Origin of the sequence: Bradyrhizobium murdochi (assembly GCF_000472965.1) — a bacterium.
GTDB classification, from domain to species: Bacteria; Pseudomonadota; Alphaproteobacteria; order Rhizobiales; family Xanthobacteraceae; genus Bradyrhizobium; species Bradyrhizobium murdochi.
The window spans coordinates 157,823-179,944 of sequence record NZ_AXAU01000013.1 but is presented as its reverse complement, the minus strand read 5'-3'; the positions used below and the strand labels follow the sequence as shown (position 1 = coordinate 179,944).

The window sequence follows — 22,122 nt, the reverse complement described above, 5'->3', positions numbered from 1 at the left end:
CAACAAATCCTGGTTAAGGCAGCCGCGCCCGAAGCCATGCGAGCCGCACCAGGCGCGGCCGCTCGACAAAGCAATTTGTGGCTGCAACACTGTGATCATAACCAGAAACGAATGGAGGAAACCATGAAGATCAATCGCCGTCAGCTCGCCTTGCCCGTGCTCGCACTTGGGCTTGGGGTTGGGCTCATGAGCGTGGTGCCCGCTTTTGCCGGCGCGGACGAGGATGCCATCGCGAAGAACGTCGAAGCCTTCCGTGCAGCGCAGGCGGCCGGCGATGCCGAGGGGATCGCCCCGCTCTGCGCGGAAGAACTCAGCTACAGCCACTCCAGCGGGTCTGTCGACGACAAGGCGGCGCTGCTGGCGGGCGTCAAGAATGCGAAATACAAATGGACCTCGCTTGAATACAAGAACCCCACCATCCGTGTCGTCGGCCCGGCGGCCATCGTGCGCTTCAACTTCGTCGGCGAGCAGGAGTTCACCGACGGCAAGAAGACGCCGCAGAACCTGCACGTCCTGATGAACTGGCAGAAACAGGGCTCGGACTGGAAGCTGCTGTCGCGGTCGGCCACCAAGCTCTGACCGCCGGCAGATCGGCGCTGTCGGGTTACGCCGCCAGCGTCATCCCGTTGACGAGACGGTAGGCCGCGCGCTCGGCCTCGCGCGCGTTGCGAAATATCTGTCCTTCCAACTGGTTGAAACGGTGCGAGGCGGCGAAGAACTGATAGCCGCCGGGAGCGCGCACGATAATCCCTGCCGGCTGCGAGCCGACCTCAATGATGTAGGTGTCCGACATGGCCCAGCCTCAGATTTATTCCGGGCCTACAACCGGTTGCACGGCCAATTGTTCCTGCTTCCGCCGTTGCGCCGCAAGGCCAACCTATGCCAAAGCTGGTCGCGGAACACGCTGGCGAATCGTTCAAATGGCTGGAGAACTGACATGATGCCGAAATTCGCGCTCTCGATGCTGGTCGCCGTTGCAGCTTGCGCACCGCTCCAAGAGGCGGCGGCGCAGGAAAGCACGCTAGGCGGCGCGCTGTTCGGCGGTGCGGCGGGCGCCATTGTCGGCGGCGCGCTCGGCGGCGGCCGCGGTGCGGCGGTTGGCGCCATCGTCGGGGCGACGACGGGTGCTGCGATCGGCGCCCAGGGCGAGCCGCGGCCCGGCGGCTATCGCTGGTATCAAGGCGGCTGCTACGTGGAGCAGCCTGACGGCTGGGTCGCAGTTTCGCCGCGTTACTGTGGCGTCCAGGCGCAATACGCACCGCCGCCGCCCCGGTACTACGACGACACGCCGCGCTGCATGCGCTCGCAGACCTATGATCCGCGCCGCGGCACCTTCATCGGTCGTGACGGCTACGAGCGTCCTTGCCCGTAATCGCTAGGTCTTGATCACGCCGTCCGGGCTGACCGGCTGCGGACGGCCGTTGTCGTCGATCGAGACGTAGGTGAAGTTGCCGTCGGTCACGAGGATCTGTTGCAACTCCTTGCGGCGCACGACCCAGGCTTCGAGATGCACCGTGATCGAGGTGCGCCCGACCCGCACCAGATTGGCGTAGACTGAAACGAGGTCACCGACATAGACGGCCTTGCGGAAATTCATCGCCTCGATCGCGACCGTCACCGTGCGCGATTTCGCGATCTTGGAAGCGAAAACGCCGCCGCCGATATCCATCTGGCTCAAGAGCCAGCCGCCGAAGATGTCGCCATTGGCGTTGGTGTCGGCCGGCATCGCCAGCGTGCGAATGCAGAGATCACCGCGGGTCTCGGTTTCGGTCGAGACCGGCGCGTGCAGACGGGGTTCATTCACTTGAAATTCTCCCAACCGGCATCCGGAGCAAATCTTCCGCCGAATTTTTCCGTGAGCGCCCGCAGTGTCGAGACCACGTTCTCAATCCCTCGGGTTCGTGCATAGTTCAGGGGACCGCCGCGGAACGGCGCGTAGCCGGTACCGAAGATGACGGCGCCGTCGACCACGTCGGCATCGTCGACGATACCTTCGCGCAAGCAGGCGACACAGACATTCGACATCGGCAGGATCAGCCTGTCGATCATTTCCGCCGAGGGTTCCGATGTCGCGGGCAGGCCGGATGAGGTATCGGCCTTGCCGCCCTTCCAGGTGTAAAAGCCCTTGCCCGTCTTACGGCCGAGTTCGCCTCTGGCAACTTTCTCACGCAACCAGGCCGGCGTCGGCGGAAGCCCGTCACCGAGCTTCGAGCGCAGCATGTCGCCGACATCGAGACAGATGTCGAGGCCGACCTGGTCGGCGAGTTCGATCGGCCCCATCGGCATGCCAAACTTTTTCGCGGCGGCGTCGATCACTGTCTTATCGATCTTCTCGTCCAGCATCAGCATCGCTTCCAGCATGTAGGGCGTCAGCGCGCGGTTGACGAGGAAGCCGGGCGACGACTTTACGGGCAGCGGTAGGCGGTCGATGGCGCCGACGAAGGCGAGCGCTTCCCTCAAGAGTTGCGCGTCGGTGCCGTCATGGCTGACGACTTCGACGAGCTGCAGCCGCGAGACCGGATTGAAGAAGTGCAGCCCCAGCAGCCGCTCGGGCTTTTGCAGCGTGGTGCGCAGGTCCTGCAGCGGAATGCTCGACGTGTTGGTGGCAAGAATCGCGCCGGGCTTCATCTTCGGTTCGAGGTCGGCATAGACCTTCTGCTTCAGCTCCAGCTTTTCCGGCACCGCCTCGATGATGAGATCGGCGTTGCGGACGCCCTCGGCCTGCATGTCCGGCATCAGCCGGTCCAGCGCATCGCGCACGGCAGTCCGCTTGCGCAGGATCTTGCCGTAGAGATCGGCGGCGCGCTTGATTGCGCCTGCGATCGGCTCCGGCTTCATGTCGGCGAGCGTCACCCGCAAATCCTGGCCGGCGCACCAGGCCGCGATGTCGCCACCCATGGCGCCGGCGCCGATGACGTGAACATGCTCGATCCTATTGCCGGATCCCGCGAACTTCTTCATCTGCTCGCGCAGGAAGAACACGCGGATCAGGTTCTGCGCGGTCAGCGTCACCATCAGTCTGGCGAAAGACGCTTTCTCCGCATTCAGCATCGCGCGCCGGTCGCCGCCGTGCTTTTCCCAGAGATCGATCAGCGCATAGGGCGCGGGATAATGCTCCTCGCGCGCCGCCTTGCCGGCCTCGCGGCGCATGCGCGAGGCGAGGAACCCCCGGGCGAAGCCGAGACTGAGCAGATTATTCAGCAGTCCGGGCTTCGCGCGCTTTAAGCGGCCGGACACGGCATCCTTCACAGCATTCAAGACATGCCGCTCCTGCGTCACGGCATCGACCAGCCCGAGCGATTTTGCGCGGCGGGAATCGATGGTCTTGCCGGTCAGCATCAGCGGCATCGCCTGCATCGGATTGACAAGCTGCGTGAAGCGCACGGTGCCGCCGAGACCGGGGTGCAGGCCGAGCATCACCTCGGGGAAGCCAAACCGCGCGTCCTCGATCGCGATCCGCATCTGACAGGCCAGCGCCATTTCGAGGCCGCCGCCGAGGCAGAAGCCGTGGATCACGGCCACGCTCGGAATCCGCAGGGCTTCGAGCCGATCGATCACCGCATGCGCGCGGCCGATCTCGGCCTCGACGGCGGCCGCATCAGAGGCGCCGCGAAACGCGTTGACGTCGGCGCCGGCGATGAAGCCGGATTTTTTGGCGGAGCGGATGACGAGACCGGTGGGCCGCGCGGTTTCCAGCTCGGACAAGATTTTGCTGAGCTCCTCGATCAGGTCGGTGGACAGCGTGTTGGCGCTGGTGCCTTCGCGATCGAACAAGAGCCAAGCGACACCGTCGCCATCGCGAGTCAGCCTGAAATTCTTGTACGGCCCCTCAGCGCCAGGCTTCGGCCCGAGTTCGAGCACGCGATCGCCGAGAACGTTCATGATCTGGCTATCCATGCTCACACCGTCTCTATCAACATCGCGCCGCCCTGCCCGCCGCCGATACATTCGGTGGCGATGCCGCGCCTGGTGCCCAATCGCTTCATGGCGTTGACCAAATGCAGCACGATGCGGTTGCCGCTGCAGCCCACGGGATGGCCGAGGCTGATCGCGCCGCCATCGACGTTCAACTTTGTCTGATCGAGCTCGCCTGCCGCGCCGTCGAGGCCGAGAATCTCCTTGCAGAATTTTTCGTCGTTCCAGGCGGCGAGGCAGCCCAGTACCTGGGTCGCAAACGCCTCGTTCAATTCCCAGCTCTCGATATCGGAAAGCGTCAGCTTGTTGCGCTTGAGAAGCTCCGTCGCCGACAGCACCGGCCCGAGACCCATGATGCCGGGATCGAGCGCCGACCACTGGCTGTCGAGGATGACCGCCTTCGGCGTCAGGCCGTGCTTGGCGACGGCCTCTTCGGAAGCCAGGATCACCCAGGACGCGCCATCGGTGATCTGCGAGGAATTGCCGGCGGTGACCTTACCCCACGGACGCTCGAACACCGGCTTCAGCTTTGCCAAGCTCTCCGGTGTCGAGTCCGGCCGCACGCCGTCGTCGTGGTCGTAGAACTTTCCGTCGCGCGCGAATGCGGTCTCTACTTCGTCTTTGAGCCAGCCCTGCGATTGCGCCTTTGCGAGTCGCTTGTGACTTTCGGCAGCATAGGCATCCGACTGCGCGCGGGTGATGCCGAAGAGATGGCCGACCACCTCGGCGGTCTGACCCATATTGAGTTCGGTGATGGGATCGGTCAGGCCGCGCTCAAGCCCGATGATCGGCTTGAAATAGCCGGGCTTCACTTTCAGCGCCGCCATAACTTTCGCGCCGATGCCTTTTGCCCCTGCAAGCCCTGCGAACCAGCGCACGCCCTGTTGCGGCCAGACCAGCGGGGCATGGCTCAGCGCTTCGGCGCCGCCTGCCAGGATCAGGTCGGAGACGCCCTCGCGGATGTAACGATAGCCGGTGTCGATCGACTGCATGCCGGAGCCGCAATTGATCTGCACGGTGAAGGCGACCATCTTCTCGCCCATGCCGAGCCGCAGCGCGGCGACACGGGCCGGATTCATCTCGTCGGCGATGACGTTGACGCAGCCGAGAATGACCTGATCGAACGCCGATGGCGCAAAGGATTGCCGCGCCAACAGCGGTCGGCCGCATTGCACGGCGAGATCGACCGGCGTGAAGGGCCCGGGGCCGGAGCGCGCTTTCAAGAACGGCGTCCGGCTACCGTCGACGATAAAGACCGGTCGCGCCATCAGCTTGCAGCCCTCTGTTCACCCAGTTCCTGGAAGAACTGATGCACGTCGGCCCCCTTGCTGTAAATCGGCGACAACGCCTCGGGCGCGAAATCGTCGACCTCGATCACCTTGGCAACGGCTTCATGTGCAGCCTGCAGCTTCTCGCCCTGGGCCTGAGTGATGACACCCTTTTTCACCGCCTCTTTCCAGTCATGCAGCCGCGCGGCGCGCATCTGCTTTGCGACGTCGTCCGCAGCCGCCACCAGCCGGAACGCCTTCTCCAGCCGGGCGATGCCGCCATCATCATCGACGGCTGACAGGTCGGAGGTGAGCCGGTCGCGCGCGGCCGATGGCTCCAGCACGAGCTGCGCGCATTGATGCACGACGCGGTCGGACGGGCCGAGCACGCGCGCACCGAACGGCTGGATCAGGAATTTCAGGATCACAGCGACAAACCGGTTCGGCAGGTTGGCCAGAATTTCGGCAAAGCGGTTCTCGATGGTCTTGAAGCCGCTCGCCATGCACCATTCGAGCGCGGCGAAATCTTCCTTCTGCCGTCCCTCGTCCTGCCAGCGCTTTAGTGCGGCGGACAGCAGATACAGTTCGGACAGAATGTCGCCGAACCGGGCCGAGAGCATTTCCTTGCGTTTGAGCGCGCCGCCAAGCGTCAACAGCGCCATGTCGGCGCACAGCGCGAAGCCTGCGGAGTAGCGCGAGAGCTGGCGGTAGAACCGCGTCGCCTCGCCGGCATCGGGCGCTGGCGCAAACAGGCCGAAGGTCCAGCACCTGGCCCAGGCACGGAACATGGTCTTGAAGCTGTGGCCGACATGACTCCAGAACGCCTTGTCGAAGGCTTCCAAGCCCTTAGCACGATCGGCTTCACCCAGCGCATTCATTTCGTCGAGCAGGAATGGATGAGCGCGGATCGCACCTTGCCCAAACACGATGAGATTTCGCGTGAGGATATTGGCGCCTTCAACGGTGATGCCGACCGGCACCGCGCGATAGAGGCTGCCCATGTAGTTCTGCGGTCCGTCGATCACGGCCTTGCCGCCATGGATATCCATGGCGTCGTCGATCACGATCCGCATCCGCTCGGTGGCGTGCAGCTTCATGATGCCGGAGATGACGGCGGGATGATGCCCCTGGTTGAGCGCCGCGCAGGTCAGCCGCCGCGCGGCATCGAGCAGATAGGCGGTGCCGGCGATGCGCGCGAGCGGCTCCTCGATGCCTTCGAATTTGCCGATGGAGATGCCGAACTGCTCGCGGATGCGGGCATAGGCGCCGGTGGTGCGCGCCGCATACGCCGCCCCCGCGGCCGACAGCGACGGCAGCGAGATGCCGCGGCCAGCAGCCAATGCCGTCATCAGCATCTTCCAGCCCTGGCCCAGCCGCTCCTGCCCTCCGATGATGTAGTCCATCGGAATGAACACGTCGCGACCCCAGTTCGGACCGTTCTGGAACATCTGCATCGCCGGCAGATGGCGGCGGCCGATCTCGACGCCGGGCAGATGGGTCGGGATCAGGGCGACCGTAATACCGAGCTCTTCCTGCTGGCCCACGAGATGATCGGGATCATAGGCCTTGAAAGCGAGACCGAGCAGCGTCGCGACGGGACCGAGCGTGATGTAACGCTTGTGCCAGTTCAGGCGCAGGCCGATGACTTCCTGGCCCTCGAAATTGCCCTTGCAGATGATCCCGGTGTCGACCATCGAGGCCGCGTCCGAGCCGGCTTCAGGGCTGGTCAGGCCGAAGCAAGGAATCTCGGCGCCTTCGGCGAGCCGCGGCAGCCATCTATCCTGCTGCTCCTTGGTACCGAAGCGCATCAACAACTCGCCGGGTCCGAGCGAATTCGGCACCATCACGGTGACGGCTGCGGTCAGCGAGCGCGACGAAAGCTTTCGCACCACTTCCGAATGCGCATAAGGCGAGAAGCCGAGCCCGCCAAATTCCTTCGGAATGATCATGCCGAAGAACTTGTGGCGCTTGATGAAGGACCATACCTCCGGCGGAAGGTCGCGCCATTCCCAATTGATCTTCCACTCGTCGAGCATGGCGCAAAGCTCGTCGACGGGACCGTTGAGGAAGGCCTTTTCTTCTTCAGTCAGCGTCGCCGGCGCGACAGCCAGCAATTTCGACCAATCCGGATTGCCGGTGAAGAGATCGGCGTCCCACCAGACATCGCCCGCCTCCAGCGCCTCGCGCTCGGTATCGGACATCGCGGGCATAGCGCCGCGCGCGAAAGCGAAGATCGGTTTGCTAATGAAATCGCGGCGGAAGCTCATGGCGACCTCCTCATGATCGGGACGCAACGTCTCGCCTCACCTATACCAAACATGGGTTCATCCTAGCTGAAAAGCACGGGTTTCGGAGACGCTTCGCATCGGGAAATGAAGCGAAACTGAACTTGGAGATAACGGCGGAGGCCCGGGCCCGTTCCAAAATGCCTGCATTATCTGTCGCTTAGAGACCGGCAACGTCGCCGGAGGGATGCCGCTCCGGAGTGCCCATCGGTCTCAACCGCGGGCGCACCGGTGTTATGAATCCCGCTTGTTGCGGCGTCGCTCATTGGGGACGAACACGGCAAATACTTCCCTGACGCGAACGGCAGGCGTGACATCGCGGGTAAAGCGAAGCTCCGTGGTCGCTTGGGTTTCTGCCACGCGAGGCGCGTAAAGCGCGCTCCCGTATAGCGATCCATCGAAGCGCAAATTGCTTTCGTCGTCGGTGAGGTAAGCGTTCGAAACAAACAGGAATATGAGCAGTGTCGATCCTACGATGGTAAAATATTTGAATATGGGCATTGGTGGACGAGTCCCTTCCTGCGAAGAAGGGTGGTCCGTTCGCAATAAACGCTCAGTTTAAGCGTGCCCAACTTTTGCCGGAGCGGTTGGTTGGCGGTTGCCAATTTGCAGCAAATTTTAATGAATCGCCCTCTCGTCATTCCGGGGCTCGCGAAGCGAGGGCCCGGAATGACGTCGTGAGCAAGGCTAGCCGATCAGCCCGGACCGGCACCCTGCGTTGCCGTGTACACGGCGTAGAGCGACTGGCTCGCGGCCATGAACAGGCGGTTACGCTTGGGGCCGCCGAAGCAGATGTTGCCGCACACTTCGGGCAAACGGATGCGGCCGATCAGCTTGCCCTCCGGGGACCATACCGTCACGCCGCTGTAGCCGACGGCGCGGCCGGCATTGCTGGAGCACCAGACATTGCCGTTGACGTCGCAGCGCACGCCGTCCGGTCCGCACTTCACGCCGTCGACCATGAAATCGCTGAACCGCTTGTGGTTGGTCAGCTTGTTGTCGGTGCCGACGTCGAACACGAACATGTCGCCCTTGCCGCCCGGACCGGTGTCGCCCGGCCCCTTGCCGGTAGAGGCGACATACAGCTTTTTGTAGTCGGGCGAGAAGCAGAGGCCGTTGGGATCGGGCACCTGTTCCTCGGTCACGACGAGGTCGACACGGCCGGATGGATCGATGCGATAGCAGTTGGTCGGCAGTTCGCGCTTGCCCGGCACGAAGCCTGCCGGCTGACCGATCCGCGGATTGAGCTTGCCGGCAGGATTGCTCGGCCCACCCGCGACGTCAGGCTCACCCTCATAGAGCATGCCACCATAGGGCGGATCGGTGAACCAGTAGCTGCCGTCCGGATGCGCGACGACGTCGTTCGGCGAGTTCAGCTTCTTGCCGTTATAGGAATCAGCCAGCACGGTCGCGGTGCCGTCATGCTCATAGCGCACGACGCGCCGGGTGAGATGCTCGCAGGAGAGCTGTCGTCCCTGGAAATCAAACGAGTTGCCGTTACTGTTGTTGGACGGCGTACGGAAGACGCTGACATGACCGTCATCCTCCGACCATCGCATCTGCCTGTTATTGGGAATGTCGCTCCACAGGAGATAGCGTCCCTGCGCGCTCCAGGCGGGGCCTTCGGCCCACAACAGGCCGGTATAGAGGCGCTTGATCGCCGTATTGGGCTGGGCGAGATTGTTGAAGGATGGATCGACGGCGATGATGTCGGGGTCCCAGAAATAGGTGGTGGGGGCACCGCGCGGACTGAAATCGCGCGGCGGGCTGGTGACTGTTGACGGCGGCGCCACAGGACCAGTCTGGGCCAGCGCGCCGCTTGCTCCTGCCACCGTCGCGCCGGCGCAGGCGGCCAAGCCGTGGACAAGCGTTCGTCGTGAAATCGTCACTTCTGGATCGCGCTGCTGTTCTGGATCGCGCCGCTCCTGGCGTGTCATCGCATCCTCCCAATCTGTTCGCCGGCCGTTGATCCGGCCTGGCAACCTGAGGTTAACCAAGTCCGCACCTGGTTACGAGAGCTTCGATTCTGCTCTCTGCTCAAGCTTGCAGCCGAAAATGGCATCACCTCGTCCAATGCATGTCTGTCAGGAGGCTGCGCCCATCATCGCGCTTGGGAGCAATTGCCCACGTGGCGACAGAGTGCGCGACATGCTAGTCATTCGACAGTTGGTCGAATTCTCCGGCAAATCAGTCGGTCCGCGGGGCAAATCAAAATGAAGACGCCGAGCCGGCAGATATTGCATTGCAACGCTGGATCTCGCGGCAAACGACTTTTTGCTGCGGCCTTGTCATTGGCAATCTGGACGGACATGGCAGCAGCCGACCAAGCGGCCAAAGTCCCCGCGCCGTCTCCGAGCAAGCTCGAACGCATCACTGAATTTTTCAATAACGAAGTTGCAACGGGGCGGTTGCCGGGCGCCGTCGTATTGATTCAGCAGCACGGCAGGCCGGTCTATCTGAAATGTTTCGGCGTTCAGGATGTCGAGACCAAGGCTCCGATGACATCAGATACGATCTTTGCGCTTCATTCGATGACGAAGCCGATCACCAGTGTCGCGGCGATGATGTTGATCGACGCAGGCAAGCTCTCGCCCGCGGATCCAGCCTCCAAATTCATTCCGGCGTTTGCTGACGCGAAGGTACTTGTCGGTTCCGACACGCTTGACGGCAAGAACGTTTTGACGCTTGTCCCGGCAGATCGGCCGGTGACCATCATGGATCTACTACGCCATACGTCGGGCATCACGTACGATTACATCGGCGGCAAGCTGATCATGAAGGCCTATTCGGAATCGGGCCTTTTCGATGGGCGTTACGACAACAAGGTGTTTGCCGATCGCATCGCCAGATTGCCCCTGGCACGACAACCCGGCACGCTTTGGCGTTACGGACATTCAACCGACGTCCTCGGACGCATCATCGAGATCGTATCCGGGCAGACACTCTATCAGTTTGAAAAGCAGCACATCTTCGATCCGCTCGGCATGACCAGCACGAAATTCGTGCTGGAAAGTGCCGACGAACGCGCGCGGATGGCGGAGCCGCTGCCAAGCGATACCATCCTGAAACTTTCGGAGGCTGAACGCCGTGCCCATCCGGAATGGGAATCCGGCGGCGGCGGGTTGGTCTCGACACTCAACGACTATGCCCGTTTTGCCCAGATGATCCTCAACGGCGGGCAACTCGATGGCAAACGCTACCTTAGCCCAGCCGCATTCAAGTCGATGACGTCAGACCATATCGGGCCTGGCTCCGGCGTCGCGCGGGATTATTACTACTTTCCCGGAGATGGCTTTGGCTACGGCTATGGTTTTGCCGTGCGCACCGATCCGGGAAATGCCAAACCGCCGCCGCCGGGTTCGATCGGCGAACTCAAATGGGATAGCGGCAGCGGCACTTACTTCGGTGTCGACCCGAAGCTGGACATGATCTACATCCTGCTGGAGCAGACCCAGAACGAACGTGGACGCATCACACCCGCGTTCAAGAAGCTGGTTTACGACGCGTTTGCCACGGACGAATGATCCGGTGGCAGCCGCGCTACGACAAACCTTCGTCGGGAATATTCAAAACCGTACCGCAGGCCTTGCAGTGAACCGCATCGCTGTCGTGGCGCTGTAATCCGCAGGTTGGACAAGCAAATCGCACCTTGTTGGGCGAGAGCAGCGCGCGGGCAAGATTGAAAAACAGGGTGACTCCGAAAATCATGATGACGACCGAGATCATGCGGCCGACAGTCCCGTGCAGGGTGATGTCGCCAAAGCCGGTCGTCGTCAGCGCGGTGACGGTGAAATAGAGCGCGTCGGCATAATTCGATATCTGAGGGTTACGGAATTTTTGGGTCTCATAGACGATCGCAGTCATCACGAATATGAAGACCGCCAGATTGGTCACCGCGAAGATCACTTCCTCGTTGCGCCGGAAGAATGAACTGTCCTGGCGCAGCCGCACCAGCATCTGATAGTCGCGCAGCAGCCGCAGCGTTCGCAGGATCCGCAGAAAACCACCGGCCTCTCCGGCCAGCGGCGCCAGGAACGAAATGATCGCGACGACATCCGTCCATGTCGAGAAGCGTGTGAACTCCAGCATTCGATGCCGGCTGACGAGCAGCCGCGCGGAAAAATCCGCCAGGATCACGATGCCGAACAGGACATCGAGTATTTCCGTGATGTCGTTGGAGGGGAAAAACGACGTCGCGATGATGAACAGGACGGTTACGATATCGAACGTCAGCAGCGCGTAGCGAAAACGGACGCCTTCCGGCGTCGCACCCACGTAGAGCTGTCGGACATTGTTCTGGAGCGAGGCAGATGACATGGCGCATATTCACCGCTCACATGCGTCATTGCAAATGATGTTGGTGGCGACCATCGTCACTTCCTGTTGGCCACCTCGCGCTCGATGAAAGCAACCTCCACGCCCTTCTTCAGTAGCCTGGCCAGCCTGTCGGCGTCCCAATTGGTGAGACGCACGCAGCCGTGAGATTCCGCCTTGCTCACCTTCGACGGATTGGCCGTGCCGTGAATGCCGTAGCCTTCCGCGGAAAGTCCGATCCACTGCGTTCCGACGGGGTTGTTCGGCCCGGGCTTGATCATGAAGGCGCGCCTGGATCTGACTTCCTTGAACTTGTAATCCGGGTTGTAGCGGTAGTGCGGGCGGGCATCGATCGAGGTCACCTTGAGCACGCCGCTCGGGGTCGGCTTTTCCTCGCTTCCGACGGTTGCGGGAAAGAAGGCAATCAGGTCTGAATTCGCGAACGCCTTCACGGTCTGGGAGCTCTTGTCGACCTCGACACGGGTTGCAATTGGTTTCGTCTCTTTCGCCACTACATTGATTACCGAGATCGTCTGGTCGGCCTGGTCGAATTTCTTGCCGGGGTTGAGGGCCGCGAGCAGCGCCTCGCTCATGTGAAATTTCTCGGCGATGGCCTCGCGCGGGCTGGTGTAATCGAGCGCCTTCAGCCGTTTCATGTTTTCCATCCTGGCGGGGAGCTTCTTTAGGAACGGCCCCTTCACGTCTGCCGCTGCGATCTTGTAGTCGACGATGATGGCATCCGCGCTGGTCGCGATCAAAGCGCTCCAGACCTCCGGGGTCAGCGGCTGCTTGTTGACGATGAGGCCTTTGGCTTCGGCGAACGCCCGCAAGGCTTTCTGGGCGTTCTCGCCGAGCTTGCCGTCGATCTCGCCCGGCGAAAAATTAGCGCGGTCGAGCAGCACCTGGGCTTTCACGACAGTGGGATCGATCTTATCGTTGGCCGGCGGCTTGCCCCTGAACTCAGCGTTGTTGACCGCCGCCGCATCGAGGCCTGCGAAGGCCGGGTGGACAAGGCAGGCGAGCACGGTCAGCCCGGCAAACAAGCGGATCATCGGCAATCTCCGAAATACAAACGATAAGCATTTCGGCGCGTCGGAGTTCCGTGTTGCCCGTGGGGCGCGCATGCGCGCGACCGTAGGCTGCATCCGGACTAGATTCGCTTAATCCGGCCGGATCATCTCGAACATGTTTTCCGGCTTGATCTCGAAATAGTCGCCGCGGCGGCCGGCGCGGACGATCGGATAGGCGAGGCCGGTCTGATAGACGCCATCCTTGATGAAGGCCTTGTCAATGTGGACGGCGACGACTTCGCCGAGCGTCAGCCAGGCCTGTGCCTTTTCGCCGTCCTTGCCCTGCAACTGGATGATCTGCGTCAGTTTGCATTCGAAGGCAACGGGGCTTTCCGCCACCCGGGGCACGTTGACGAGCTTGCATGACGCGGCTGTAAGGCCTGCGAGCTTGAACTCATCGACTTCAGGGGCAACGTGGGCCGCCGTCGCGTTCATCTGCTTCGCCAGATCCATCGTGGCGAGATTCCAGACGAACTCCCCGGTCTCCTGGATATTGCCCGCGCTGTCTTTCCAGTTGGTGGAGGAAAAGCCAATAATCGGCGGGTGATAGCAGAAGGCGTTGAAGAAGCTGTAAGGCGCCAGATTGATGTTGCCCTTGCCATCGCGCGAGGAAATCCACCCGATCGGGCGCGGCGCGATGATGGCGTTGAAGGGGTCGTGCTTGAGGCCGTGGCCGTTCTTCGGCTCGTAGAAATGCAGGTCTTTTGGGCTCTTGGCGTCCATTCCACCTCGTCCTTCTTCGTCATTGCCTGCGACAAACGCGAAGCGTTTGCGCAAGGGAGCGCTTGCGACGAAGCAATCCAGTCACGGCACGCGGCGCGATGGATTGCTTCCGCCTTCGTTAAAGCTACGGCGGACAAGTCGCTTCGCTCGCAATGACGGTGGAGTCAAGTGGCGGAGAGCTCAATTCGCCTTGGCGCGCGGCGAGAGGCCGGCAATGACGAAATCGATCATTTCGTCGATCGTCGGGCCGGGCTTGGTGGCGCATTGCGCGATCATCTGCGGGTGGAAGAAGCGCATCATCGCGGTACAGGCGCAAAGCGAGGCGAGCTGCAAATCGGCAACCTCGAACTCGCCGGAGGCGGCGCCCTGCCCGATCACCTGGCCGATGGTCCGGGCAATCATCTCCATATGAGCGACGCAGACGCCCCAGTCCTCCTGCATCGCGATCTCGACCATCTCATGCAGCTTGGAATCGCCGACATAGCGCTCGGTGTTCATGCGATTGATGGTCTTGATCATCTCGCGGAGGCGGACCGACGCCGGCCCGGCCGCCTGCGCAATCCGTTGCGCCTCGACCTCGACCTCGCCCATCAGGGTCCGCGCCACGCCCTCGTGGATCGCCTTCTTCGAATCGAAGAAGCGATAGACGTTGGCGGGGCTCATCCGCAATTCCTTGGCAATGTCGGCGACCGTCGTCTTCTGGTAGCCGATCTGCCTGAACAGACGCTCCGCCACCACGAGGATCTTCTCGCGGGTGTCAGTCTCGATGTGTTCCGAAATCAGCGTCATGTCAGCTCTCAATGTTCAATTATTCTGCGGCGTCGGCAAGCGGAATTGCGTGCGGACCCTTCGGATGCTCCCTGGCCTGATGTTGCGCCGCAAGATCGGGGTGCTCAGCCTGTCCGCTTTCTTCCAGGCTCTTCCTGAACCACAGGGCGTAAAGGCCCGGCAGGTACAGCAAGGTCAGGAAGGTTGCGACAAACAATCCGCCCATGATGGTGATCGCCATCGGCCCCCAGAAGGCGGAACGCGACAGCGGGATCATGGCCAGAATCGCCGCCAGCGCCGTCAGCACCACCGGCCGGGCGCGCCGGACGGTGGCTTCGACGATGGCTTCCTTCCGCGTCAGGCCTTGGGAAACGTCGGCCTCGATCTGATCGACCAGAATGACGGCGTTGCGCATGATCATGCCGGCCAGCGCGATCAGTCCGAGCAGCGCCACGAAGCCGAACGGCTGGTTGGCAATGTTGAGACCGAGCGAGGCGCCGACGATGCCGAGCGGCGCAGTCAGGAACACCAGGATCAGACGCGAGAAGCTCTGCAACTGGATCATCAGCAGAGTAAGCATCACCAGCGCCATCAGCGGAAACAGCAGGGCGATCGAAGCGTTGCCCTTCTCGGATTCCTCGAACGCGCCGCCCGGCTCTATCCGGTAGGCCGGCTCGAGTTGATCGCGGATTTCCTTCAGTTTCGGCCAGATCTGGTTGGTGACGTCGGGCGCCTGCACGCCGTCGACGACGTCGGTACGCACCGTAATCGCCATATCGCGGTTGCGCCGCCACATGATCGGCTCCTCATGGGAATATTCGATCCTGGCAATCTGCTGCAGCGGCACGGCGACGCCGTTGCGCGACGTCACGGTCAGTTCGCCGACACGGCCGAGGTCCAGCCGCTCCGACGGTACCGCGCGCGCGACCACGCCGACCTTCTCGATGCCGTCGCGGATGGTGGTGACCGGCGCACCCGAGATCAGCATGGCGAGCGCCTGCGAGACGTCCTGCGGGGTGAGGCCGAGCGCCCTCGCCCGGTCCTGATCGACCACGAGCTTCAGGTAAGGCGACTGCTCGTTCCAATCGAGTTGCGGTTCCACGACATTGGGATTTTGCCTCATGACATCGCGGACCTTGTAGGCGATGTCACGCACGGAATTGGCGTCGGGGCCGATCACGCGGAACTGGACCGGGAAACCGACCGGTGGGCCGAAATTGAAGCGGTCGATGCGAACGCGCGCTTCGGACAGTTCGCCCTCGGCGACCGCCTTCTCCAGCCGCGCCTTGATCCGCTCACGGGCCTCGACGTCCTTGGAGACAATCACGATCTCGGCAAAGGCCTCGTTGGGCAGTTGCGGATTGAGGCCGAGCCAGAAGCGGGGCGAACCCTGACCGACATAGGCAGTGTAGGTCGCGATATCCTTGTCGTCCTTCAAGAGCGCCTCGGCCTTCTTGACGGACTTTTCCGTGACGTTGAAGGCGGTTCCTTCCGGCAGGCGTAGCTGCAGGAACAGCTCAGGCCGTTCGGAAAGCGGGAAGAACTGCTGCTGCACATTGCCGAAGCCCACAATCGACAGCGCGAACACGCCGACCGTCGCTGCCACCACCTTGATCCGGTGGTCGACGCACCACTGCACCACGGCGCGCAAGCCGCGATACATCCGCGTCTCGTAGATCGCGTGCGGATCGTGGTTGTGGTGCACGGCGATGTTAGGCAACAGCTTCACGCCGATATAGGGCGTGAAGATCACCGCCACAAACCAGGAGGCGACCAGCGAGATCGCCACGATCCAGAAGATGCCGCCGGCATATTCGCCGACCGCCGAATTGGCAAAGCCGATGGGGAGGAAGCCAGCGGCCGTGACCAGCGTTCCCGTGAGCATCGGAAACGCAGTTGATTCCCAGGCAAAGGCGGCCGCGCGAACGCGGTCCCAGCCCTGCTCCATTTTCACCACCATCATCTCGACGGCGATGATGGCGTCGTCGACCAGAAGGCCGAGCGCAATGATCAAGGCGCCAAGCGTGATGCGGTGCAGGTCGATCGACATCGCATTCATGACGATGAAGACGATCGCGAGCACCAGCGGCACCGACGTTGCCACCACGATGCCGGTGCGCCAGCCGAGCGCCACGAACGAGACGAACAGCACGATCGCCAGCGCCTCAATGAAGGAATGCACGAACTCGCCAACCGCGCGCTCGACCACCTTCGGCTGGTCGGCGATCTGTTCGACCTCGATGCCCTGCGGCACCGCTTTCATGAAATCGTTAGTCGCCTTCTCGACATCCTCGCCGAGCTCGAGGATGTTGGCGCCCTTGGTGGTGACGACGCCGATGCCGATCGCGGGCTTGCCTTCCTGGCGGGCGACGAAGGTCGGGGGATCGACGAAGCCGTGGCTGACGGTCGCGATATCGCCAAGCCGGAACACGCGGCCGTTGCTTTCGACCGGGGTTTCCGCAACGGCCTTGACGCCATCGAGCGCGCCGGTGACGCGCAACGGCACGCGCTGCGAGGAAGTCTCCACCGTGCCCGCGGGCGTGACGTTGTTCTGCTTGGCGAGCGAATCGAACAGCGCCTGCGGCGTGATGCCGAGCGTTGCGAGCTTGGCGTGGGAGAACTCGACGAAGATGCGCTCGTCCTGGGTGCCGTAAAGATTGACCTTGGTGACGCCTTTAACTTTCAGCAGCCGCTGGCGCATGCCTTCGGCAGCCTTCTTCAATTGCGCGTAGTCGGCGCCGTCGCCGGTCATCATGTAGAGAATGGAATCGACGTCGGAGAATTCGTCGTTGACGTTCGGCCCGAGCAGCCCTGCGGGCAACTGGCCCTGCACGTCGGCGAGCTTCTTGCGCAGCAGATAAAACAGATAGGGCACGTCCTTCGGCGGAGTGGAATCCTTGAAGGTGACCTGCAGCGCCGTAAACGCCGGCTTGGAATAGGTCTGCACCTTTTCGAAGAACGGCAATTCCTGCAGCTTCTTCTCGATGGGGTCGGCGACCTGGGTCTGCATTTCGTGCGCGGTCGCGCCCGGCCAGATCGCAGAAACGTTCACCACCTTCACCGTGAAGAACGGGTCCTCGGCGCGGCCGAGCCGCTGATAGGAGAAGAAGCCGGCGACGCCGAGCGCGATCATCAGGAACAGGATCAGGGTCGGATGGCTCACCGCCCAGCCCGAAAGATTGAAGCGCTTCATGTCACTCTCCAACTTCGAAATACGTTTGCACTTCCACCGTCATTGCGAGCGTTCGCTCCTCGCAATGACGGCGCGGGGTTAATTGACAGGGCTAGAACGACAGCGACGAGACCACCCGGACCTTCTGGGCCGGATCGAGCTTCTGCACGCCGAGCGCAACCACCTTGGCGCCTTCGTTGACGCCGCCTGAAATCACGACGGCATTGCTCTCGTAGGATTTCACGACGACCGGCTTCAGTGCGATCGCGCCGGAATCGTCGACGATATAGAGCGAGGGATTGCTGCCCTGGCTGAACAGCGCCGACAGCGGCAGTTTTGCCACGCGCTCGCTGGCGGCATCGGCAAGCGTCAGGGTGGCGGTCATGCCAAGCGAGACCTTGTCGTCGGCATCCGGTAGCGAGAATTTGGCCAAATAAGTCCGCGTCGCGGGGTCTGCGGAAGGCGCAATCTCGCGCAGCTTTGCGGCATATTTCTTTTCCGAATCCGTCCACAGCGTCACGGTGGCGGTGCCGGACTTGGCGCGGCCGACCAGCGTCTCGGGAATCGCGACCACGGCCTCCTTCTCGGCAAAGCGGGCGACTCGGACCGCGGTTTGGCCAGCAGCGACGACCTGGCCGGGGTCGATCAAGGTCGCGGTGACCACGCCGCGGGTATCGGCGACCAGCGTTGCATAGGACAACGAGTTCTTGGTGAGTTCGACCTGCCGCTCGGCGCGATTGAGGCGTGCGCGCGCTTCATCGGCGGCGGCGCGGCTCTGATCCATCTGGGCGTCGGTGGTCCAGCCCTTGGCACGCAGATCCTTGGCGCGCTGCTCGGCAGCGCCAGCCTGCGCCAGCACGCCAGTAGCGGCGCGGAATTCGGCCTCCGCCTGCTCGGCCTGCAGCTTCAGATCGACTTCATCGAGGGTGGCGAGCGGCTGGCCGACATCTACGGTCTGGCCGACCTCGACCAGGCGCCGGGCGACCTTGCCGGGGACGCGGAAACCCATGTCGGTCTCGATCCGGGGACGGATGGTGCCAACGAAACTGCGCTCCGGCGTCTCAGCCGCATAATGCACGGTGGCAACCAAAACCGGGCGCCCGGGAGCGGCCGCCTCAGTCGCTTTTTCATTGCAGCCAGCCAGCACGAACACCGCAAGCGCCAACAAAGCTCCCGTCAAGAGCCTGTAATAGCTAGAGAAAATGGACCGGGCGAACATCGAACTCTCCATCGCGGAAACCGATGAGGAGTATCGAATGGCGACTGATGAATGTCAATATTCGTCAGCGATCATGAATTCGTGAAGAAAGATGAAGTAAGAGTTAATGACCCTCCTAAGAGGAATTGGCTCCGGACCGGCCCGCTCTTCGCCCTGCCCGCATTAAGCACGTCGAGCTTTCTTGCGAGACTTCTTTGCGGTGATCTTCTTCGCGCTTCTCGCGGCCTTGCTCGCCGGCCTTGATTTCTGGCTGCTCGATTTCCTTGCGGCTGACCTTTTGGCCGTCTTCTTGGCGCTCCGCGCCTGTGCGGTTCGAGTCTTGGCGGCTCCGGCCTTTGCAGTTCGAGTCTTCGCAGTCCGAGACTTCGCACTTCGAGACTTGGCAGCTCCGGCTTTCCTGGCCCTGGCCGCCGGCACGCTGCGCCGCTTATTCGTTGCGCGCTTCCGCCGTGCGGGCGGGGCTGCGGTCGGCGGCACCATCAGCGGATCGGACACGAGACCATCGGCAGCAAGCGGCACGTAGGCTGCCGCGCGTTCATCGGCCTTGAATCCCGGCTCGTCGGCTTTCAGCGCCTGGCTGGCAGCTTCCGTTGCGGTGTTCGCAATCTCCTTCACCGTGTCGGTGAATTTCTCCAGAACCGATTTATGCTTGCCCATGTCGCCCTCCTGGGCTGTGGCACATGGAACTAACCGATGAAGCGGAGTCGGGTTCCCGAACGCAAACGCTACTCCCCCAACTGAAACTGCTCGAAGCGATCCAGCTCTTCCTCGATGCGCCGCTTGTAATCCTTGCGCGCCGCCCTTACCGCGCCCTTACCGACCCAGCTCCATTTCTGCATCAGGAGTTTCTTGTTCTGGCGGTCGGTTTTGAGATCGATGGCGGCGACGATGTCTTCGCCGACCAGCACCGGTAGCGCAAAATAGCCGAACAGGCGCCTCTCCTTCGGCACATAGGCCTCGAAGCGGTGGCCGTAATCGAAGAACAGTTCGGTACGCTTGCGCTGAATGATCAGGGGATCGAACGGCGAGAGAATGTGCACCGGGCCATCGCTTACATCCGCCGTCCCATTCGCCTCCAGCACTTCCGGCCGGGCCCAATGCTCCTGCTTGCCGGCGCCTTCGAGAGCGACCGGCACCAGTTCCTTGCGCCGCACCCGCGCCTCGATCAGGCGCCGCACCGCGGGCTTGTTCGGCGCATCGAGATGGCAGACGGAATCCAGGCTGACGACGCCTTGGGAGCGAAGCGCGCGGTCGAGGACATAGGCGGTGATCTCCACCGAGGGAGCCGGCTTTGGCGGCTTGTCCCAACCGAAATGCCGCGTCATCAGCTCATAGGTCTTGAGCATGCCGGTGCGTTCGGAAATCGTCACCTCGCCGGTATAGAACGCGAGCTGCAGCGCCCGTTTCGAGGGTTTTCGGCTCTGCCATAGATGCTCTTTTTCGGTCAGAACGTCGTCCTCGATGTCGCGGATCGTGAGCGCGCCGTCGCGCCGCAACAACCGCATCACCTTGCGGGTGTCCTCCGGCTTGACGGAAGCAAACCACCGGTGGCCTTCGCGCCGGTGCTCTCGCATCGCCGGAACGAAGAAGCGAAAATCCTTCGCCGGCACATAGGACAGAGCGTGGGTCCAGTATTCGAACACGCTCTTGTCGACGCTCTGCGCCTGGCGCAGGTCGGCACGGGCGTAAGCCGGGATGCGGCTATAGAGAATGTGGTGATGGCAGCGCTCGATGACGTGGATGGTGTCGATCTGGACATAGCCGAGATGGTCCACCGCGGCCGCGACCGCCTGCGGTCCGGCGCCGAACGGTTCGCTGGTGTCGAGCCGTTGAGCGTGCAGCCAGATTCGCCGGGCTTCCAGCTTGGTCAGGGGATGGGGCTTAGTCGTGCGGGGCATCGCACGGCAATGTAGCGGGATTCGCGCGTGTGGGGAGTCCCGGGTTCCCTGACCGCCGCCTCGCGGCGCGAATCACCTCACCGCTTCTGCTGCTCTCCAACGCTGCCGGTTGCGATCTCGGCCTCGCACGAGGCGCGGCCGGGCTGCGGCGCATGGCATTTGTAGACATGGCCGGTGAGGCGATCGACCAGCCACGCGCTCTCCTCCGTCGGGCTTTCAAACCCGACATAGCGGCTGCCGAGCGCGTTGAGCAGCGTCGACAGCAAGATTGCAGCGGCGATCATCGCCGCGCCGATCAGTGTTGGCATTGAACTTCCGGAACCGGCTGGCTCCGATGCGCTGGTGCGATGACCCAGATACTCACGCTGACGTTTGACTGACTGTAACACCCGGCCCGCCCGTTTGGTTGCCCCGAACGAATTCTTCTTCAGATTTTTTGCGAGTAGTTTTGCTAGACGCGCATCTGGCCGATTTGTTGTCCACAGATCGGCGCCGGCGCGACGAGCCGCTTTTTTCTTTTCCAAAGTCAGCGGCGGGAAGTGACGGAGCGGTCCGTTATCCGGCGAAGTGTCGTTGCACTTGCTTGGACCGTTCAGTCCCGACAGCGCAGCTAGCGCCGCGACCTCCGGCGCCATCAGCGTCGACTTGGACATCAGACGGCCTTTACCAATGTGATTTGAATCACATTGCCTGCTTTGAACCCGTCCTATCGTCGCTGCATCAAAACGTCATGCACGCCAGTTTGCAGGGCGTTAACAGTGAGGATTACGACAATGACCCGCTTTCTCTCGATCATGACTATCGGCGCCGCGCTGTCGATGACGGCGGGGCTGGCCGTCGCCGGCGACACCGTCTCGGCCGACAAGATCCTGGACGCTCTGAAGCCGAAGCCGGGCGCGACCCGCGGCCTTTCGACCGGCCCGCAGCAGCCGGTGGATGCTGCCGCAAAGGCCAAGGAAATCGGCTTCGTCGACACCCTACGCAACCGCAAGACCCGGTCGCTGTCGCTCGGCGAGCGCCAGGAAATCGCGGAACTTGCCGCGAGCAAGCCGAAGATCGATCTCGAAATTCAGTTCGACTACAATTCGGCCGATATCAGCAAGAACTCGGTTTCCGCGGTGCAGGAACTCGGCAAGGCGCTCTCTGATTCGAGCCTGAAGGGTTCGACCTTCGTGGTCGCCGGTCATACCGACGCGATCGGCAGCGAGGCCTACAACCAGGATCTTTCCGAGCGCCGCGCCGATACGATCAAGAAGTACCTGACCGAGAAGTACGGCATCGCCGGTTCCAATCTCGTGACGGTCGGTTACGGCGAGACCAAGCTGAAGGATGCGAACGCGCCGACGGATCCCACCAACCGCCGCGTTCAGGTCGTCAACATGGATAGCAAGACCGCCTCCAAGTAAGGTTTTGAAAGGCGAGGTCTTGAAAGCCGATCCGCCTGCCGCCAGCGGCAGGCGGATTTTCTATTGGCTAAACGGCGCGAATGG

At 62.3% G+C, this 22,122-nt stretch carries 18 protein-coding genes and 1 pseudogene; 4 read left to right on the top strand and 15 right to left on the bottom strand.

Annotation, left to right across the window (positions count from 1 at the left end; all coding sequences use genetic code 11):
- Positions 1 to 123: 123 nt before the first annotated feature.
- Positions 124 to 579: a nuclear transport factor 2 family protein gene (locus tag YUO_RS0123865; protein WP_028349549.1), complete on the top strand. Its 456-nt coding sequence runs from the start codon at positions 124 to 126 to the stop codon at positions 577 to 579.
- Between the two features lie 25 nt (positions 580 to 604).
- Here YUO_RS0123865 and YUO_RS0123860 read toward each other — a convergent pair whose 3' ends face one another.
- Entirely contained in the window at positions 605 to 793 is a 189-nt protein-coding gene (locus YUO_RS0123860) for a hypothetical protein (protein WP_028349548.1), read from the bottom strand.
- Positions 794 to 937: 144 nt separating this feature from the next.
- On the opposite strand from YUO_RS0123860, the pseudogene YUO_RS44940 reads away from it, so the two are divergent.
- Positions 938 to 1,237 (top strand): annotated as a pseudogene (locus YUO_RS44940) (YMGG-like glycine zipper-containing protein); the annotation flags it as partial.
- Between the two features lie 138 nt (positions 1,238 to 1,375).
- Here YUO_RS44940 and YUO_RS0123850 read toward each other — a convergent pair.
- The 5 genes from YUO_RS0123850 to YUO_RS0123825 form a co-directional block, all read right to left on the bottom strand.
- Complete coding sequence (locus tag YUO_RS0123850; RefSeq protein WP_141686447.1) at positions 1,376 to 1,726, bottom strand: acyl-CoA thioesterase; 351 nt, start codon at positions 1,724 to 1,726, stop codon at positions 1,376 to 1,378.
- Between the two features lie 74 nt (positions 1,727 to 1,800).
- Complete coding sequence (locus tag YUO_RS0123845) at positions 1,801 to 3,897, bottom strand: 3-hydroxyacyl-CoA dehydrogenase NAD-binding domain-containing protein (RefSeq protein WP_028349546.1); 2,097 nt, start codon at positions 3,895 to 3,897, stop codon at positions 1,801 to 1,803.
- A 2-nt stretch (positions 3,898 to 3,899) separates the two neighbouring features.
- Positions 3,900 to 5,183: an acetyl-CoA C-acetyltransferase gene (locus tag YUO_RS0123840; protein ID WP_028349545.1), complete on the bottom strand. Its 1,284-nt coding sequence runs from the start codon at positions 5,181 to 5,183 to the stop codon at positions 3,900 to 3,902.
- A complete protein-coding gene (locus YUO_RS0123835; protein ID WP_028349544.1) occupies positions 5,183 to 7,450 on the bottom strand; it encodes an acyl-CoA dehydrogenase in 2,268 nt (755 codons plus the stop codon). Before YUO_RS0123835 ends, YUO_RS0123840 begins: the two co-directional genes overlap by 1 nt.
- Positions 7,451 to 8,163: 713 nt before the next feature.
- Entirely contained in the window at positions 8,164 to 9,405 is a 1,242-nt protein-coding gene (locus YUO_RS0123825) for an SMP-30/gluconolactonase/LRE family protein (RefSeq protein ID WP_028349542.1), read from the bottom strand.
- A gap of 372 nt (positions 9,406 to 9,777) precedes the next feature.
- Between YUO_RS0123825 and YUO_RS0123820 the strand changes: the two genes are divergently transcribed.
- The gene (locus tag YUO_RS0123820) at positions 9,778 to 10,992 is read left to right on the top strand and encodes a serine hydrolase domain-containing protein (protein ID WP_051379604.1); all 1,215 of its coding nucleotides are present in this window, start codon (positions 9,778 to 9,780) and stop codon (positions 10,990 to 10,992) included.
- Positions 10,993 to 11,008: 16 nt separating this feature from the next.
- Here YUO_RS0123820 and YUO_RS0123815 read toward each other — a convergent pair whose 3' ends face one another.
- From YUO_RS0123815 to YUO_RS0123775, 9 genes are all read right to left on the bottom strand, one after another.
- Positions 11,009 to 11,785, bottom strand: coding sequence for a potassium channel family protein (locus YUO_RS0123815; RefSeq protein ID WP_028349540.1), 777 nt, complete (start codon positions 11,783 to 11,785; stop codon positions 11,009 to 11,011).
- Positions 11,786 to 11,841: 56 nt separating this feature from the next.
- Positions 11,842 to 12,834: a L,D-transpeptidase family protein gene (locus YUO_RS0123810; RefSeq protein WP_035727427.1), complete on the bottom strand. Its 993-nt coding sequence runs from the start codon at positions 12,832 to 12,834 to the stop codon at positions 11,842 to 11,844.
- Between the two features lie 108 nt (positions 12,835 to 12,942).
- On the bottom strand, positions 12,943 to 13,575 hold the full coding sequence (locus tag YUO_RS0123805) for a flavin reductase family protein (protein WP_028349538.1): 633 nt from the start codon (positions 13,573 to 13,575) through the stop codon (positions 12,943 to 12,945).
- A 180-nt stretch (positions 13,576 to 13,755) separates the two neighbouring features.
- Positions 13,756 to 14,364 carry a TetR/AcrR family transcriptional regulator gene (locus YUO_RS0123800; protein WP_028349537.1) on the bottom strand — a complete coding sequence of 203 codons (609 nt, stop codon included), beginning with the start codon at positions 14,362 to 14,364 and terminating at the stop codon, positions 13,756 to 13,758.
- Between the two features lie 19 nt (positions 14,365 to 14,383).
- On the bottom strand, positions 14,384 to 17,536 hold the full coding sequence (locus YUO_RS0123795) for an efflux RND transporter permease subunit (RefSeq protein ID WP_028349536.1): 3,153 nt from the start codon (positions 17,534 to 17,536) through the stop codon (positions 14,384 to 14,386).
- 91 nt (positions 17,537 to 17,627) lie between these two features.
- Entirely contained in the window at positions 17,628 to 18,734 is a 1,107-nt protein-coding gene (locus tag YUO_RS0123790; RefSeq protein WP_028349535.1) for an efflux RND transporter periplasmic adaptor subunit, read from the bottom strand.
- A 162-nt stretch (positions 18,735 to 18,896) separates the two neighbouring features.
- Positions 18,897 to 19,391 carry a hypothetical protein gene (locus tag YUO_RS43900; protein ID WP_051379603.1) on the bottom strand — a complete coding sequence of 165 codons (495 nt, stop codon included), beginning with the start codon at positions 19,389 to 19,391 and terminating at the stop codon, positions 18,897 to 18,899.
- A 68-nt stretch (positions 19,392 to 19,459) separates the two neighbouring features.
- A complete protein-coding gene (locus YUO_RS0123780) occupies positions 19,460 to 20,632 on the bottom strand; it encodes a winged helix-turn-helix domain-containing protein (protein ID WP_028349534.1) in 1,173 nt (390 codons plus the stop codon).
- Positions 20,633 to 20,709: 77 nt separating this feature from the next.
- Entirely contained in the window at positions 20,710 to 20,940 is a 231-nt protein-coding gene (locus YUO_RS0123775; RefSeq protein ID WP_028349533.1) for a hypothetical protein, read from the bottom strand.
- A gap of 465 nt (positions 20,941 to 21,405) precedes the next feature.
- Here YUO_RS0123775 and YUO_RS0123770 point away from each other — a divergent pair, with 465 nt between their 5' ends.
- A complete protein-coding gene (locus YUO_RS0123770; protein WP_028349532.1) occupies positions 21,406 to 22,038 on the top strand; it encodes an OmpA family protein in 633 nt (210 codons plus the stop codon).
- Positions 22,039 to 22,122 lie beyond the last annotated feature (84 nt).